The organism is Rummeliibacillus sp. NPDC094406 (assembly GCF_044763875.1).
GTDB lineage: Bacteria > Bacillota > Bacilli > Bacillales_A > Planococcaceae > Rummeliibacillus.
Map to the genome: position 1 here is coordinate 559,802 of NZ_JBIWGZ010000002.1, position 16,924 is coordinate 576,725.

The window sequence follows — 16,924 nt, forward strand, 5'->3', positions numbered from 1 at the left end:
TTCCTGCAGGAGTCTTCGCTATTTCCACATCAAAAAATATCGCTATCTAAGATTTCCATTATAATTTTTCAAGGTTTTTACATTTCAAGTGCCTTTTCGACAGTTGTTTTCCCGACGATATTGTAACCTGAAACAATAATTAGCTTTGCCGCTTTGCTTGCTCGTCGCAGAAAAAATAGTTGCCTAGGCAACTATTTTTTTGCACCCGCAACTGCTTCTTCCATACGATCACGGTCTCGTTGTAATATCCTCTTCAAGTAAAACCCAGTATAAGAGCAATCTGTTTCAGCTACTTCTTCCGGTGTACCTTTGGCAATGACTGTACCACCTTTGTCGCCACCTTCTGGTCCCATATCAATGATATAGTCTACTGTTTTAATGACATCTAAATTATGCTCAATCACTAAAACGGTATCACCATTGTCGACTAAACGTTGTAATACCTTTAGTAAACGCGAAATATCTTCTGCATGCAGACCTGTTGTTGGTTCATCTAAAATATAAATAGATTTACCGTTGGAACGTTTATGCAATTCAGATGCTAATTTTACACGTTGTGCTTCCCCACCAGATAATGTAGTAGCAGGTTGGCCTAATTTTATATACCCCAAACCTACATCGACAATCGTTTGTAATTTCCGTGCAATTTTCGGGATATTTTTGAAAAATTCCAATGCATTCTCAACGGTCATTTCTAATACATCTGAAATGCTCTTTTCTTTATATTTTACTTCTAATGTCTCGCGATTATAACGTTTTCCATGGCACACTTCACATGGTACGTAAACGTCAGGTAAAAAATGCATCTCTATTTTAATAATACCGTCACCACGACATGCTTCGCAGCGACCACCTTTGACATTAAAACTAAAACGTCCTTTTTTATAGCCACGTATTTTCGCTTCGTTGGTCACAGCAAATACATCCCGAATATCATCAAACACACCTGTATAAGTGGCTGGATTTGAGCGTGGTGTTCTACCAATCGGCGATTGATCGATATCGATTATTTTTTCTAATTGTTCAATTCCTTCAATTTCTTTCACTTCACCGGGCTTTACTTTTGAACGATTTAACTTTTGCGCTAATGATTTGTAAAGTACTTCATTTACTAAAGTACTTTTTCCAGATCCTGAAACGCCAGTAACTGCCGTGAAGACGCCTAACGGAATATCAACTTTTACATTTTTTAAATTATTTTCTTTCGCACCCTTAATTTTAAGGAAACGACCATCCGGTTTTCTTCGCTCTATTGGAAGTGGGATAAATTTACGACCACTTAAATATTGACCTGTCAGCGAATTATTATTTTTCATTACTTGCTGTGGTGTACCAGCTGCGACAATTTCACCGCCATGTACACCCGCACCAGGACCAACATCAATTAAGTAATCAGCCGCAAGCATCGTGTCCTCATCATGTTCTACGACGATTAGTGTGTTTCCAAGGTCGCGCATACTTTGTAATGTCGCAATCAATCTGTCATTATCACGTTGATGTAGTCCAATTGATGGTTCATCTAAAATATAGAGAACACCAGTTAAACGCGATCCAATTTGAGTCGCTAAACGAATACGTTGTGCTTCCCCACCTGATAAAGTACCAGCTGCTCGATTTAATGTTAAATAATCAAGACCAACATTTATTAAAAAGCTAAGTCGTTCTTGTATTTCTCTTAATATAAGACGCGCAATCTGCATATCTTTTTCTGATAGTTTGAGCTCTTGGAAAAATGTGTAGGCTTCTTTAATAGAGAATTTTGTCACTTCACCAATATGCTTCCCATCAATTTTCACAGCCAATGTTTCTGGCTTTAAACGATGACCATGACAAGATGGACAAGGTTGCTGTGCCATATATTTTTCCATTTGATCACGAATATAATCTGAAGAAGTCTCGCGATAACGTCTCTCTACATTCCGTAAAACTCCTTCAAATTGAATATCTTGATCACGAATATTCCCAAACTCATTTTCATAATGGAAATGAATGAAGTCTTCTCCTGAGCCATGTAATATTTTATCCATTTGCTCTTTTGGTATATCCTTTACAGGTATATCCATATCAATTCCGTAATGGTCACATATAGACTTTAATAATTGTGGATAGAATTGAGAACTGACTGGATTCCATGGCACGATCGCGCCATCATTTAGCGTTACATCCCAATCTGGAATGACCATTGTTTCATCTACTTCAAGCTTTGTACCAAGTCCATCACACTGTGGGCAAGCTCCAAATGGACTGTTAAATGAAAACATACGAGGCTCTAACTCTTCAATAGAGAATCCGCAAATTGGGCAAGCGTGATGTTCGCTGAACAACAATTCTTCGTACTCCATCACATCGACCATCACTCGGCCATCCGCTAATCTTAAAGCTGTTTCTAAAGAATCACTTAAACGAGACTCTACACCCTCTTTTAATACCACTCGGTCAATGACCACTTCAATATTATGCTTTTTGTTTTTCTCTAATTCGATATTGTCATCTAAATCTCGTAGCTCTCCATCAATTCGTGCTCGAACATAGCCTTGTTTTTTCAAGTCTTCTAATAATTTAACATGTGTTCCTTTTCGACCAGATACCATCGGTGCTAGTAATTGCAGCTTTGTTCGTTCAGGGTATTGTACGATTCGATCCACCATTTGCTCAACGGTCTGAGACGTAATTTCAATACCATGGTTTGGACAAATTGGTTTTCCGATACGCGCAAAAAGTAGACGTAAGTAATCATAGATTTCTGTCACTGTTCCGACTGTAGAACGCGGGTTACGACTTGTTGTTTTTTGGTCAATTGAAATTGCTGGTGATAGTCCTTCAATGGCATCTACATCTGGTTTGTCCATCTGTCCTAAAAATTGTCTCGCATAGGCAGAAAGTGATTCCACATAGCGTCTTTGCCCTTCTGCATAAATCGTATCAAATGCAAGTGACGATTTACCAGAACCTGAAAGTCCAGTCATGACAACTAATTGATCTCGCGGAATTTTTACATTAATATTTTTTAAATTATTAGCACGTGCTCCTTGTACAACGATTTCTTGATTTTTCAAACTGCTCATCCTTCCGCTTTCAATTCCAAAATAGTATCTCGAAGTTCAGCCGCACGTTCGAAATCAAGCGCTTTTGCTGCATCCTTCATTTCTTTTTCTAGTGATTCTAGTAATGTTGTCTTTTCTACCTTCGTTAATTTCTTACCATTCGTCACTTTTGTTAGATAAGATTCTGGTTCTTCTGCTGCTTGTGTTGCACGAATTACATCTCGAATTTTCTTTTGAATCGTTTTTGGTGTAATACCATGTTCTTTATTGTAAGCCATTTGTATTTCTCGACGACGGTTTGTTTCCTCAATTGCCTTCGTCATGGAATCCGTCATACGATCTGCGTACATAACGACATGTCCATTGGCATTACGAGCCGCACGTCCAATTGTTTGAATTAGTGAACGTTCAGATCGTAAAAAACCTTCCTTATCTGCATCTAAAATTGTCACTAGCGAAACCTCTGGAATATCTAATCCCTCACGCAATAAATTGATACCAATTAAGACATCATACGTACCTATGCGTAATTCCCGAATGATTTCGATACGTTCTAACGTTTTAACTTCAGAGTGCAAATACTGAACTTTAATGCCTATTTCTTTTAAGTAATCGGTTAAATCCTCTGACATTTTCTTCGTTAAAGTCGTTACTAGTACACGTTCATTACGTTCTACGCGTAATTGAATTTCATCAATTAAGTTATCAATTTGTCCTTCAATTGGACGCACTTCAATTTCAGGATCCAATAAACCTGTCGGACGAATAATTTGTTCAACCGCTTCAGGTGTATGTTCCAGTTCATAAGGACCTGGTGTTGCCGAAACATAAATGGCGTTATGAATATGTTTCTCAAATTCTTCAAATTTTAACGGTCTATTATCAAGTGCAGATGGTAAACGGAAACCATGTTCTACTAAGACATTTTTTCGTGCTTGGTCACCGTTATACATCCCACGAATTTGTGGCAATGTAACATGACTTTCATCCACTATTAACAAAAAGTCTTCAGGGAAATAATCCAGCAAGGTGTATGGGGTTACTCCTGGTGGACGTAGGGTCATAGGACGTGAATAGTTTTCAATACCAGAGCAGAAGCCCATTTCTTTCATCATTTCTAAATCATAATTCGTTCGTTGTTCTAATCGTTGTGCTTCTAAAAGTTTATCTTCTGAGCGAAGCTGTTTTAATCTATCTTGCAATTCTTCTTCAATCATTTCGATTGCTTTTAACATTTTTTCCTCACGTGTTACGAAGTGAGAAGCTGGGAAGATTGCTATATGCTCACGTTCACCTAATATCTCGCCTGTGAGGGCATCAACTTCACGAATACGATCTACTTCATCACCAAAGAACTCAATACGAATACAGCGTTCATCACGAGATGCTGGGAAAATTTCAACCACATCTCCACGTACTCTAAACTTACCACGAGTAAAATTAATGTCGTTTCGTTCATATTGGATATCCACTAATTTTCGCAATAACTGATTACGCTCAATTTCCATACCAGTTCGAATGGATACAACCATTTCTCGATATTCCTCTGGATTACCTAAACCATAAATACAAGAAACAGATGCGATGATAATTACATCATCCCGTTCAAACAAAGAAGATGTTGCAGAATGTCGTAGCTTATCAATCTCGTCATTAATACTGGAGTCTTTTTCAATATAAGTATCTGTTTGTGGCACATACGCTTCTGGCTGATAGTAATCATAGTAACTAACAAAATACTCAACTGCATTATTTGGGAAAAATTCTTTGAATTCACTGTATAGTTGTCCTGCAAGTGTCTTATTATGAGCAATTACAAGTGTTGGCTTTTTTACTTCTTTAATCACATTAGAAACGGTGAATGTTTTTCCTGTTCCTGTTGCCCCAAGTAATGTTTGATGTTGCTTACCTTGTTTTACACCTTCAACAAGTTCTTGAATAGCGGTTGGTTGGTCTCCGCTGGGCTTGTAGGGTGAATGCAAATCAAATTCCTGCTCCATTATTTTGTCCTCCTCGTTCGTCGCAATCTAGTAGCTATATTTTAACATAGCTGTTAGAAAATATCGAGAAAAACGCGAACGTACGTTTTAGATAGTTGTAATAAAAAAACCGCTCTAATTGAACGGTATTTGATCTTCCGAATGAGTATAGTCCTCTACCATTTCTGTTAGCAATTTCTTGACTTGTACTCTTTTCAATATAAGTCATTTTAGTTGCTAGTCCTTGGGAGATTTTGCGAAAAAGATAAATTAAAAAAACAGTTGATTAAAAATTTTTTGGTCCAATCAAACTGCTCGTTTAGTCCAGGCAAACGATTAATTTTGCCAACGAAATGATCATTTTTGTCATTTTTCTATTCTAAATACTTTTTGATAGTATAGAAAAAACATCATGAATATGCAAATTTTTTACTTTCTCATAACATTTCAGGAAAGAAAGCGGGTGTTGTTATACACAATTTACACATTAATTTTTCACTATTGGTATCGTCATTCGAAACAATACTTTGATCGCAAAGGAGGAACTAAAATGAACTACAGAATGGTTAGTCTTTATGATTTTTGTTTGACGCCTAATATTTGTATGTTAAAACCTATGATAATTGATGGACATAATTACTCGTTAGTCTTGGAATTAGAAAAAAGATATGTAGTGCCATGTACAGTAACACGTTTGATGAATCGCATTTGTGCATCATTAGGAACTACTTTAGACGTCACTTTAAATTATTCCAATAGTATTTTTAGAGAGGTAAATGTAAATTCAAGTAAGGAAGAAAATATGATTAAACTTCCCATTGTTTTGTCTGTTCTTAATAAGCCGTATATTTTCTTTCCAACTGCATCTCCTAAAAAGAATCATAATACGTGGATTCTGTGGCAAAACTTTAGAGGGCATTCATTAATCGGTAAACAAGGTATAGGCCTACATTTTAAAAACGATGTGTATACAGAAGAGCAGATTAGTTTCACAACCCTTTCAAGACAGCAATACTATGCATCCATTTTATACTTCCGTCATATGGATAATATGCTACAGCAACACTATGCTGAAAGTGTACTTGCTACTGTTCGCAATGAGTTATTTCTTGTGCCTTAGCTAAATAATAAGACAGTAAATCTTCTACATGGTTCCGTAGCCGAATATTAGAATATCGCCGACAATCTTGTGCACGTTGACGTACGAAAATGTATTCCGAAAATAAATCGTCCCGCTCACCACGAAATACCTGTAACTGATTTTGACGTAAATAGCGTTTAGCCCCTGCTAATTCTTTTTGAACAAATGATATAGTCTGTTCGACCAATTTAATATATGGTTGTTTTAGTTTAAAAGTGCCTTGTTCAAACGCCTGACAGTCTCTTTGTAGAATTTGTAAAACCATTGGTAAGTAAATGACCTGTTCTAGCATTTGGATTGCTTCCTTTGATAAATTCAACATCATTCCACCTCCAAATTAAGAACAAATGTTCTGATTTAATTTTACAATGGAGTCACGCTTTTGACAAGTAAATAGGTATTGTAATATTTGGTAAATAAACTTTTAAAGGGGATATCCTAAAAGTAAAAAAGTACAATTCAAAAATTGATTTGAATTGTACTTTTTTGATGTTTGCAAATGGTTTTCCGTTTCTGGTGAACGCTTTCCTGGGCGTGGCTTGAGCTTTCCCATTCGCTACGTCCAGGATCTCAAGGCTCACGCTTTTCCCGCAGGACATTGAATTAGCACCGCATGAAGAAAATGCGAATGCATTTTCGAGGACTCGTCATCTGAAACGAAGAACCAGCCATAGTTGTTCTATCTCTTGATTTGTAAAATTAATTTTCACCATACTATTTCCTTGTTTTTCTTGTAACAGGACCTTTTAGACAGCCCCTACTACATTTCTTAGACTAAATTTAAACTACTTTATTATCTCCTAAGATTGCCGTGTAAGTAACTGACGTAGTTTTAAGTTTTCTCCAAAGTGGAGGATGCCTTTTGGATAAACTTTGGCAGCCATATAGCCGAGCGCAAATGTTGTGATTACGAGTGCTAATATGGATATCGTAAGTTCTAGGCCCGATGCTGCATTCTTCATGACTAAAATAATCATGTTGAAGGGCGACGTGAATGGGAAAATAGCCAGAACTTTGGCGAGTACGGATGTAGGATTATCGATTACAAATAGAATCCCGGAAAAGGCACTTGCCATGAGTAAGATGGTAACGGGCATCGTTGTTCCATTCAGTTCTTCTGGTCGGCTTACCATTGAGCCAAATACGGCGTATATCGAGGCATATAAGAAATAGCCTAGTAAGAAAAAGATAAAGAAGTATACGCAATGTTGTATGGTAAGGGCTGATAAATTGAGATCGAAATTGCCCAGGCTTTCTGCGGGTTTGACGATTCCTGATTTTAAGTACAGGGCGACGGCGCCGAAGAAAGCTGTGAATTGAACGAGGCTTGCCAGCGCAATACCGAATATTTTCCCGAATATCATCGCGAGCGGGTTAACTTTGGTCACCATAACCTCCATCACCCGTGATGCTTTTTCGGAGGCAACTCCGGTTGCGATGGTCGTACCATACATCATAATTGCCATGAGGATGAACATCAACATAAGATAGGTCACAAAAATGGATGCTTCATTTTCAGCTGTAAATTGTTGCTTTTCGACTTCGATAGGGGTAAATAAGGTTTGTTGATCCGCAACAGATAAGTTATTTTTCAAGGCAATTTGCTGGATTTTTTTCGTTTGTATATAGGACGTTAATTCTGAATTTAATTGGACATCACTAGATTTCGAATAGTACTCAATTGTGTAATTATTATCGACTGCCGAAATGATATAAAGACCGAGTATGTCTCCTGCCTGGGCATCTTTTTTGTAGGTCTCTAGCTTATCTTCAGATCCTTCCTCCCAGTCCCAACTCCTTAATCCTTGGTTTAATTCTTCAACCGTAATATTGGCTGTTTGGTCAAGCACCACGACCTTTTCTTTCTTATTTGAAAAGTTATCAAGAATACTTGGCAAGGATATTGCGAGAACCGAAATCAAGATCAAGGAAATCGTCGTAAGCAGATACGATTTCGATGTGACCCTTTCTTGAAAGGATTGTTTGAATACAAGGAAGAAATTTCGCATCTTAATCCCCTACCTTTTCAATGAAAATTTGATGAAGGGATGGATCGGCAATCCCTATTTTCCTTATATTTACTATTTTCTTTAATTTTTCAATTAAGCTGATACCCTGTTCTATTGTTTTCACTTGGACCTGATACTCTTTTCCTCTTTTCACAAAATCCGTATCCAACTGATGTAAAGGCTCCTCTAACGAATCAGCCGATTCGATGTTGACATATTTGAAACCATATTTATTTTTGATCTCATAAATGGAGCCAGAAAGCACAACTTCACCTTGTTTCATAAGATAGACTTTATCGCAAAATGATTCGACACTGTCCATCCGATGACTCGAGAAGATGAGCGTCTTTTTTCGTTCGATTAAATCACGGATGACTTTTTCTAACATTTGTGCGTTGACAGGGTCTAGTCCACTAAACGGTTCATCTAAGATGATAAGATCCGGGTTATGCATAATTGCCGCGATAAGTTGAATTTTTTGCTGGTTCCCTTTCGAAAGATCGCCGGTATTTTTTTTGATGTATTGGCTCATGCCCAGTTCTTCAATCCAATTTAAAGCTTCATTTTTGGCCTCACTTTTTTTCATACCTTCTAGTTGACCAAAGTAGACCAATTGATCGAGCATGTTCATTTTAGGATACAATCCTCGTTCTTCAGGCAGGTAGCCTAACTTTACATCGTTGCGTGATAGAGGTTGATTGTTCCAAAGGATGTCTCCGGAGTTTTGTGATAATAACCCGAGGATCATCCGAATTGTTGTCGTTTTCCCAGCACCATTTCTCCCAAGTAGACCAACAGCTTCTCCCTCATCCACAGATAAAGATAAATTTTTCACCGCATGGTACGGTCCAAAATGTTTATTTAATTCATTAATTTGTAGTTTCAAAGTAGTTCCCTTCTTTCATTATAAAAATGTTTTGTATAAAACGACCAAAAGAATTCCTGCTAGAGCACAGAATCCATATTTCACAAGGTTTTTCATATTAATTCCCTCCTTTGGTAACCCATTGAATGGTAACTTCTTTTCCGTTTAAAACGCTTCTTTCTATCACGTCTCGTAATTCCCCGTGTAACAGAAGCGCTTTTGAAAACTGTTCCATGATTGTTGAATCATTGGCTTCGTATACGATTCCTAGTCGGAAGTCTTTTTTTCTGACATTGGAATATACTAAATGTAAATTATTGGTTCTTATTACACAATTATTGTCAAATTCCATTTTAAATATTCCTGATTCTGCCACTCCGTCTATGGCGTATGGGTCCATGATGATTAAAAAAGGATTAAGTAAAGAAGATTCATTAGAATACGCACGGTAACAGTTCCTTAATGAACTTCCTATCCTTACTTTAATAGGAACCGAAAGTTGAATGAAATAAGTAAAAATATACGAAAAAGCATGAGGAAAAAAGAAGAAAAATGAAAGTATTTTTAACTAAAATTACAATTAATCCCATTTCAGATATAGAAAAGAGTCCTAGCAAACGAATAAAAACCCTTGTAGAAGATTCTACAAGGGTTTTTGTGTGGAATTTATTGATGTAAAAGTCGTAGTAGCTGCATCCTTGAGAATCGATTCGTCGAATTCTTCTTCAGACAAACCTAAACTGATAACTTGAGTAGCGAACAAATCATTGCTACATTTTCTAATGACATCTTGGATGCTTGAATAAATGCTTGATAATCCAACTTCCGAAAATCCCACTCCTTGAATCTGGTAAAAATAGTATTTTATAAGGTATCATAATAGAGAGAAATATTTCAGATAAAGAAAAAGGAGAGGAGTGCGGAGATGGAGATTGGTGAAAGAATTCGTCAAATACGAATACATAAAGGATTCACACAAACGGAATTGGTAAAGGGAATTTGTTCTACAACCTATATTAGTAAAATTGAAAGTGGGAAAACAAAACCTTCTTATTCATTTCTAGTAAAAGTTGCCCGAGCATTAGAAGTTGATTTTGAATTTCTTATGAACACCAATGTTAAAAATATTGAGTATGATATTCACCGTATCTATGAATTATTTATGGAAACCAAACAGATTACTTCTCAAAATTTGGCCTTATTAAAATTACATGCTCGAGAAAATCACCCTAACTCTACATTAATTAAGATCTATTCAGTATTGATCTCTTACTACTTAAATCATGAGATCGAAGAGACTCACCAACTCGTGGAACAATCCAAGAACATCATCTCGTCAAACTACTCGTCTTCAGAAAATGAAATTTCGTATTACTTCGATATTTTATCGAAATACTATTACTTTACTAACAAATATACCGAAGCCTTTTTATATGCAAACCTACATTTAAATTCACTTCAAGGGGACGAACCTCCCCTTCGAATAGGCAAAGCCTACTACAATATTTCGTTAATACGTACAAAAATTGATGAAGATTTAGAGCTTGCTAGACTCTATAACAAGAAAGCACTAAATCTCTTCCAAACAGAACACTATAACATTGGAATCGGTAATGCCTTATCTCAATTAGCAATTCAATACCATCGCAATGAGCTCTATGAAGAGGCTTTAGATATCCTACAACAGCTAGATACTTTCTCAAAAAAGCACAACCTAAACTACTATGAACCCATTATTCAATTCAACTATGGCAGAATCCATCAACTCCAAAAACAATACGACCAAGCTATTATGTACTTTACTGAAAGTATCGAAATGGATACCAATTCAGGTAATGAAGAACTAACTATCCATGCCTTAAAATGCTTATCAGAAGTTTATATAGAATTGAAAAATTGGGAAGAAGCCAACCAATATTTAGAAAAAGCCTTTAGGCTAACCCATGCTTATAACGTACCAAATGAATATATCCAACTCAATTATTTAAAATGCCAAATTTATAAAATACGCTTTGATTTTCCATCTTACGAAAAAGGCCTCCAACAAGCCATTCAGCTAGCTCAAGATGGAAAATACCCTTTACTCGTAAAACAAATAAGCACTGAACTCGCTAACCATTACAACTCGCTACGGGCTTATAAAATGGCAGCCAAGTATTACAGGATAGCGCTTAATATTTCTGAAGATTTTAAAAAAACCACCTACTAGTAATAGCCAATTTTAAAAAAACTGTGGAAGAACATTTTCATTCTTCCACAGTTTTTGGTTGATTATAATTGTGAGCGCAAGTAAGCATTGATAAATTGATCAATATCACCATCAATAACAGCTTGTACATTTCCTGTCTCCGTATTTGTACGATGGTCTTTTACCATTGAATATGGATGGAATACATAAGAGCGAATTTGGCTACTCCAACCAATTTCCTTTTGCTCACCTCGTATGTCATCTAATTGAGCTTGTTGTTCTTCTACTTTTAGTTGATACAATTTTGCTTGTAACATACTCATTGCTTTTTCACGGTTTTTAATTTGTGAACGTTCGGCTTGGCATGCTACAACAACGCCTGTTGGCAAATGGGTAATACGGACAGCAGATTCTGTTTTGTTAATGTGCTGACCACCTGCACCTGATGCACGATACGTATCCACTTTCAAATCTTCTGAACGAATTTCAACGGCAATTTCGTCATCGAATTCTGGCATCACATCACAAGAAACAAAGGATGTATGACGACGACCAGCTGAATCAAATGGAGAAATACGAACTAAGCGGTGAACGCCTTTTTCTGCTTTTAAATAGCCATATGCATTATGCCCTCTAATTGCAAGCGTAACGGATTTTAGACCTGCTTCATCACCTGGTAAATAATCCAATGTCTCAACCTTAAAATCATGTTTCTCAGCCCAGCGTGTATACATACGTAAAAGCATAGATCCCCAGTCTTGCGATTCAGTACCACCTGCACCTGGATGCAATTCTATAATTGCACTATTTTGATCGTATTCGCCGCTTAAAAGCAATTGTAATTCGAACTCTGAAGTACGATTTGAGAATTCCTTCATTTCGTCGCCAAGCTCTTGTTGCAATTCTTCATCAGGTTCTTCTTTTAATAACTCTAAAGTCATTTCAAGATTTTCCTGTGTTTCGACTAGTACGTAAAATTCATTGACAATATCTTTTAAGCCTTTTGATTCATTGATGATTTTTTGAGCATTGTTTTGATCATCCCAGAAGGAAGGTTCAAGCATCATTTCATCTAATTCTTGAATACGAGCCTCTTTGTTTTCTAAGTCAAAGAGACCCCCTAAAGTCCGCTAATTTCTTAGCAGTATTATCTAACTCATTTCGAACATCTGATAATTCGATCATTTCCATTCCTCCAAAGTTGTTACTGTCTAAAAATACAGGTTCTGTGTTAAATATTATCGTAAGAATTCAAAGTATTTAACTAACCCGTTCCGGTGCCTGCCCCTCCCTTTCCACCGACTGACTGGCGAGCCTCCTCATTCGAAAAGCCTATGCTCCTGCATCGCTTCGCTAGCTTCGTCGCAGAAAATTCCTTTTGCAGAGCAAAAAGAATTTTCGCTCACTCCGGGGTCTCGCCCGCCAGTTTTTCGGCAGGAGTGTGTGTCGGGGCATTCACCTCCACTTTTCTATTAATATTTCCGCTACAAAGACGCTTCCCGCAGGAGTCTTCACCTTCGCTTAAGTCACCAAATTTCTTAAAACAGAGCTTCTAATAAAAGGCATAAAGGAGTTGTCCAAAAGCTCTTTTGGACAGCCCCTTTGCCAATATCACTCTGTGGTTACAAGAACTCAAGAAGAGTGTACTATATGAATCTGAAAGGGCTAGATTAAACAGCGCCATGACAGTTTTTATATTTTTTACCGCTACCACAAGGACATAGATCGTTACGACCAACCTCTTGTTGTTTGCGAACTGGTTTACGTTTAGCAGGTCCGTTTTCTTCTGTTTTCGGATTAACTGCTTCACCTTTAGCCACTTCTTCACGTTCTAAGTTGCTACGGATTTCAGCTTTCATCGCATATTTAGCGACATCTGAACGAATTGCATCAACCATTGTTTCGAACATCGCAAAACCTTCTGATTGATATTCGCGAAGTGGATCTGTTTGAGCATACGCACGTAGGTGGATACCTTGACGTAATTGATCCATTGCATCAATATGATCAATCCATTTAGAGTCAATTCCGCGAAGTAAGATAACTTTTTCAAACTCACGCATACGTTCTGGTGAAAGTTCTTCTTCTTTGCGATCGTATTCTTTTTTCACTTCTGCACGAAGGAATTCGATGATATCTTCTTGAGATTTACCATGAAGATTTTCTTCTGTTGCAACTCCTTCATGAAGTAAATTAGCACCTACAAAGGTTGCTAAACCTGTTAAATTCCAGTCATTTGCATTTTCTTCAGCTGTATAAGAATGTACTACGTTGACTAATTCTTCATCCACCATCGATTCAACTAATCCACGCATATTTTCAGTTTCTAATACTTCAAAACGTTCTTTGTAGATAATTTCACGTTGTTGACGTAATACATCATCATATTGTAATAAACGTTTACGAGCATCGAAGTTGTTACCTTCAACACGTTTTTGTGCTGATTCTACAGCTTTCGATACCATTTTGGATTGGATTGGTTGAGAATCATCCATACCTAATTTAGTCATCATAGCTTTCATACTTTCAGAACCAAAACGCTTCATCAATTCATCTTCAAGTGAAAGATAGAATTGAGTAACGCCAGGGTCCCCTTGACGACCCGCACGACCACGTAATTGGTTATCGATACGGCGTGATTCGTGACGTTCTGTACCAACTACAGCTAAGCCGCCTACTTCAAGGACACCTTCACCAAGTTTAATATCCGTACCACGTCCAGCCATGTTTGTAGCAATTGTAACTGCGCCTTTATGACCTGCTTCTGCTACGATTTCAGCTTCACGTTCATGGTTTTTCGCGTTCAATACGTTATGAGGAATACCACGTTTAGATAATAAATGTGAAATCAGCTCGGAAGTTTCAATAGCAACAGTACCAACAAGAACCGGTTGGCCATTCTTATGGCGTTCAGCGATATCATTGGCAACTGCTTCGAATTTACCTTGCATTGATGCATAGATTAAATCAGGACGATCATCACGAGCAATCGGTTTGTTAGTAGGAATACTAACCACATACATATTGTAAATGTTGCGGAATTCTTCTTCTTCTGTTTTTGCAGTACCTGTCATACCAGATAGTTTTTCATACATACGGAAGTAGTTTTGGAATGTAATAGTTGCCATAGTCATGGATTCGTTTTGAATTTCCACGCCTTCTTTTGCTTCAATTGCTTGGTGAAGTCCATCTGAATAACGACGACCTTGCATAATACGACCAGTAAATGAGTCAACGATTAAAATTTCTCCATCTTGCACAACATAATCTACATCTAAATTCATACTTACATGTGCTTTTAAAGATTGGTTAATCGCATGGTTTAATCCAACATGAGTTAAATCGAATAGGTTTTCAATATTGAATGCTTTTTCAGCTTTTTCAATCCCTTGTTCAGTTAAAGTAACGCCCTTCGTTTCAACCTCGTAGTTGAAATCTTCATCTTTTTTCAACATGCGTACAAATGCATTTGATTGTTTATATAGTGCAGCTGATTTATTGGCTTGACCGGAAATAATCAATGGCGTACGCGCTTCATCGATTAAGATGGAGTCAACTTCATCGATTACAGCATAGTAAAGAGGACGTTGAACACGTTCTTCTTTGTAAAGAACCATATTATCACGTAAATAGTCGAAACCTAATTCGTTGTTTGTGCTATATGTGATATCACATGCATAAGCTTCACGCTTTTCGTCTTTTGACATGTTGTTTAAATTCAAACCAACTGTTAAGCCTAAAAATTCGTGTAAAGGACGCATTGTTTCAGCATCACGGCTAGCTAAGTATTCGTTGACAGTAATAACGTGAACACCCTTATGAGTAAGTGCGTTTAAGTAAACAGGTAAAGTAGATGTTAATGTTTTACCTTCACCAGTTTTCATTTCTGCGATGTTACCTTCATGAAGAGTAGCACCACCCATGATTTGTACAGGGTATGGGTACATGCCTAATACGCGTTTTGATGCTTCACGAACAACAGCAAAAGCTTCTGGGCGAATGCTATCTAAATCTTCACCTTCAGAATAGCGTTGGTAAAATTCATCCGTTTTTGCTTTTAGTTGTTCATCAGAAAGTTGTTCCATATCTTTAGCAAATGCTTCAACTGCACTTGCAACTTTTTCTAAGTGTTTAAGTTCTTTTTTATTTGGATCAAAAATTTTATTCAATATGCTGGGCATTCATTTTCACATCCTATATAGTCTCAACCTTTATTTTAACACTGTATAAGTAATTAGTGCAAATGTACGATAAGACTCATCCTATTAATTTTTCTAATTATTAAAAAGCTATTAAATGCATAAAATATACAGGAGATTATAAATAAATAAACGAATATATTGGACATCATTTCATTAAGACCCCATCGAAATAATATAATTTATCATACGTGTTGATTATCCAGTTTTCTCCATAAAAAATATATGCTCTACCGATACACGCACCGTGCAGGGTCTCAGCTGCCACGCTTTACCCGCGGGAGTCGAGCAATCTTCCGCTACAATCAATAAACAGTGAAATACAAACACCTTGAAAGTAAGATTACAGAAGAATATTCTTCCTATTTTATCCTAATCAACAAGCTTGACAATTTATAAGATTATTAATTCACAAGATTCCCTATCCATTCGGAAAATATCATATTTGGAGGTTATACAATTGAAAAAAAGTAGATTAATGAAATGGTGTTTGGGCATCATAATCATTGTCATAATTGGTATAGGGGGATTCGCTTATACTATTTATTATAACGCTACTTCAACAATTGAGAAAATTTATACACCTATTGAACATACTCCGACTGAGCAGCGCGCTCAACCAGTAACATTACAAGAAAAGCAACCATTTTCAATGTTACTCCTCGGTGTAGATGAACGAGAACATGATAAAGGCCGCTCAGATACGATCATTGTCCTATCAGTTAATCCACAAACGAAAAACACATTAATGGTAAGTATCCCACGTGATACGTATACAACAATTGTTGGTAAAAACACGAAAGACAAAATCAATCACGCATATGCATTTGGCGGTATCGAAATGTCAATGAAATCCGTAGAAAAACTTTTGGACATCCCAATAGACTATGTAGCTAAAGTCAATATGGAAGGATTTGAACAAGTCATTAATACACTTGGTGATATACAAGTCCAGAATGAGATAGCTTTCCAACAAGGAAGCCATCATTTTAAAAAAGGAATGGTCACTTTAGATGGAGAGGCTGCATTAGATTACGTTCGAATGCGTAAAGAAGATCCACAAGGCGACTTTGGAAGACAAAATCGTCAAAAGCAAGTCATTCAATCTATTATAGAAAAGGGTACATCATTAAAAACACTAATGAAATATCAAGATATTTTCAATATTCTTGGCAAGAACGTCTCAACGAACTTAACATTTAACCAAATAAAAGAATTACAACAAAATTATCGACAATCGTTTAAAGATATCAAACAAATTCACTTTGAAAAAGGGCAAGGCAAGATTATTAATGGCATTTGGTATTACATCATGGATAAAAAAGAGTTATCTCAAGCTTCTAGTACTTTACAAAAGCATTTAGAAGTTTCTTCAACGAAAAAAGTAAAATAATATAATGTATTTCTGGTGATTCTACTAAATAAAGGAGAACCTTATTGAACCTATATTTTATGGATATTAAAATCTGTATGAATAGTTGCCAGAAGAAAACCCAGCT

The 16,924-nt window shown here is 36.6% G+C and carries 11 protein-coding genes; 3 read left to right on the forward strand and 8 right to left on the reverse strand.

Translation table 11 applies throughout. The features are described 5' to 3' along the window. Window positions 1–191: 191 nt before the first annotated feature. A complete protein-coding gene (gene uvrA, locus ACIQ4I_RS07525) occupies window positions 192–3,065 on the reverse strand; it encodes an excinuclease ABC subunit UvrA (protein ID WP_403094694.1) in 2,874 nt (957 codons plus the stop codon). Next, window positions 3,062–5,044: an excinuclease ABC subunit UvrB gene (gene uvrB / locus ACIQ4I_RS07530; RefSeq protein WP_403094697.1), complete on the reverse strand. Its 1,983-nt coding sequence runs from the start codon at window positions 5,042–5,044 to the stop codon at window positions 3,062–3,064. Before uvrB ends, uvrA begins: the two co-directional genes overlap by 4 nt. A 529-nt stretch (window positions 5,045–5,573) precedes the next feature. Here uvrB and ACIQ4I_RS07535 point away from each other — a divergent pair. Beyond that, the gene (locus ACIQ4I_RS07535) at window positions 5,574–6,143 is read left to right on the forward strand and encodes a competence protein ComK (protein WP_403094700.1); all 570 of its coding nucleotides are present in this window, start codon (window positions 5,574–5,576) and stop codon (window positions 6,141–6,143) included. Here ACIQ4I_RS07535 and ACIQ4I_RS07540 read toward each other — a convergent pair. From ACIQ4I_RS07540 to ACIQ4I_RS07555, 4 genes are all read right to left on the reverse strand, one after another. Continuing rightward, window positions 6,109–6,486 carry a YhjD family protein gene (locus tag ACIQ4I_RS07540; protein ID WP_403094703.1) on the reverse strand — a complete coding sequence of 126 codons (378 nt, stop codon included), beginning with the start codon at window positions 6,484–6,486 and terminating at the stop codon, window positions 6,109–6,111. The two genes, ACIQ4I_RS07535 and ACIQ4I_RS07540, sit on opposite strands and share 35 nt — an antisense overlap. Before the next feature lie 478 nt (window positions 6,487–6,964). Beyond that, window positions 6,965–8,173 carry an ABC transporter permease gene (locus tag ACIQ4I_RS07545; protein WP_403094706.1) on the reverse strand — a complete coding sequence of 403 codons (1,209 nt, stop codon included), beginning with the start codon at window positions 8,171–8,173 and terminating at the stop codon, window positions 6,965–6,967. Between the two features lies 1 nt (window position 8,174). Then, a complete protein-coding gene (locus ACIQ4I_RS07550; RefSeq protein WP_403094709.1) occupies window positions 8,175–9,059 on the reverse strand; it encodes an ABC transporter ATP-binding protein in 885 nt (294 codons plus the stop codon). Between the two features lie 97 nt (window positions 9,060–9,156). Then, the gene (locus ACIQ4I_RS07555; RefSeq protein WP_403094711.1) at window positions 9,157–9,390 is read right to left on the reverse strand and encodes a hypothetical protein; all 234 of its coding nucleotides are present in this window, start codon (window positions 9,388–9,390) and stop codon (window positions 9,157–9,159) included. Window positions 9,391–9,963: 573 nt separating this feature from the next. Here ACIQ4I_RS07555 and ACIQ4I_RS07560 point away from each other — a divergent pair. Further along, window positions 9,964–11,247, forward strand: a complete 1,284-nt coding sequence (locus ACIQ4I_RS07560) for a helix-turn-helix domain-containing protein (protein ID WP_403094714.1) — start codon at window positions 9,964–9,966, stop codon at window positions 11,245–11,247. A 62-nt stretch (window positions 11,248–11,309) separates the two neighbouring features. Here the strand turns inward: ACIQ4I_RS07560 and prfB are convergent. After that, window positions 11,310–12,408, reverse strand: a protein-coding gene (gene prfB / locus ACIQ4I_RS07565) for a peptide chain release factor 2 (protein ID WP_403095111.1) whose coding sequence is annotated in 2 segments (ribosomal slippage) — window positions 11,310–12,335 and window positions 12,337–12,408 — 1,098 coding nt in all. Because the reading frame shifts where the segments join, the coding sequence is not laid out codon by codon here. A 488-nt stretch (window positions 12,409–12,896) separates the two neighbouring features. Then, window positions 12,897–15,407, reverse strand: coding sequence for a preprotein translocase subunit SecA (gene secA, locus ACIQ4I_RS07570; protein ID WP_403094717.1), 2,511 nt, complete (start codon window positions 15,405–15,407; stop codon window positions 12,897–12,899). Between the two features lie 478 nt (window positions 15,408–15,885). On the opposite strand from secA, the gene ACIQ4I_RS07575 reads away from it, so the two are divergent. Then, window positions 15,886–16,818, forward strand: coding sequence for an LCP family glycopolymer transferase (locus ACIQ4I_RS07575; protein ID WP_483880685.1), 933 nt, complete (start codon window positions 15,886–15,888; stop codon window positions 16,816–16,818). Window positions 16,819–16,924 lie beyond the last annotated feature (106 nt).

Excerpts from the sequence above, each read along its gene's own strand:
- ACIQ4I_RS07545 (WP_403094706.1), bottom strand. The coding sequence starts at position 8,173 with ATGCGAAATTTCTTCCTTGTATTCAAACAATCCTTTCAAGAAAGGGTC.
- uvrB (WP_403094697.1), bottom strand. The coding sequence starts at position 5,044 with ATGGAGCAGGAATTTGATTTGCATTCACCCTACAAGCCCAGCGGAGAC.
- secA (WP_403094717.1), bottom strand. The coding sequence starts at position 15,407 with ATGCCCAGCATATTGAATAAAATTTTTGATCCAAATAAAAAAGAACTT.
- ACIQ4I_RS07560 (WP_403094714.1), top strand. The coding sequence starts at position 9,964 with ATGGAGATTGGTGAAAGAATTCGTCAAATACGAATACATAAAGGATTC.
- ACIQ4I_RS07555 (WP_403094711.1), bottom strand. The coding sequence starts at position 9,390 with ATGGAATTTGACAATAATTGTGTAATAAGAACCAATAATTTACATTTA.
- uvrA (WP_403094694.1), bottom strand. The coding sequence starts at position 3,065 with ATGAGCAGTTTGAAAAATCAAGAAATCGTTGTACAAGGAGCACGTGCT.
- ACIQ4I_RS07540 (WP_403094703.1), bottom strand. The coding sequence starts at position 6,486 with ATGTTGAATTTATCAAAGGAAGCAATCCAAATGCTAGAACAGGTCATT.
- ACIQ4I_RS07535 (WP_403094700.1), top strand. The coding sequence starts at position 5,574 with ATGAACTACAGAATGGTTAGTCTTTATGATTTTTGTTTGACGCCTAAT.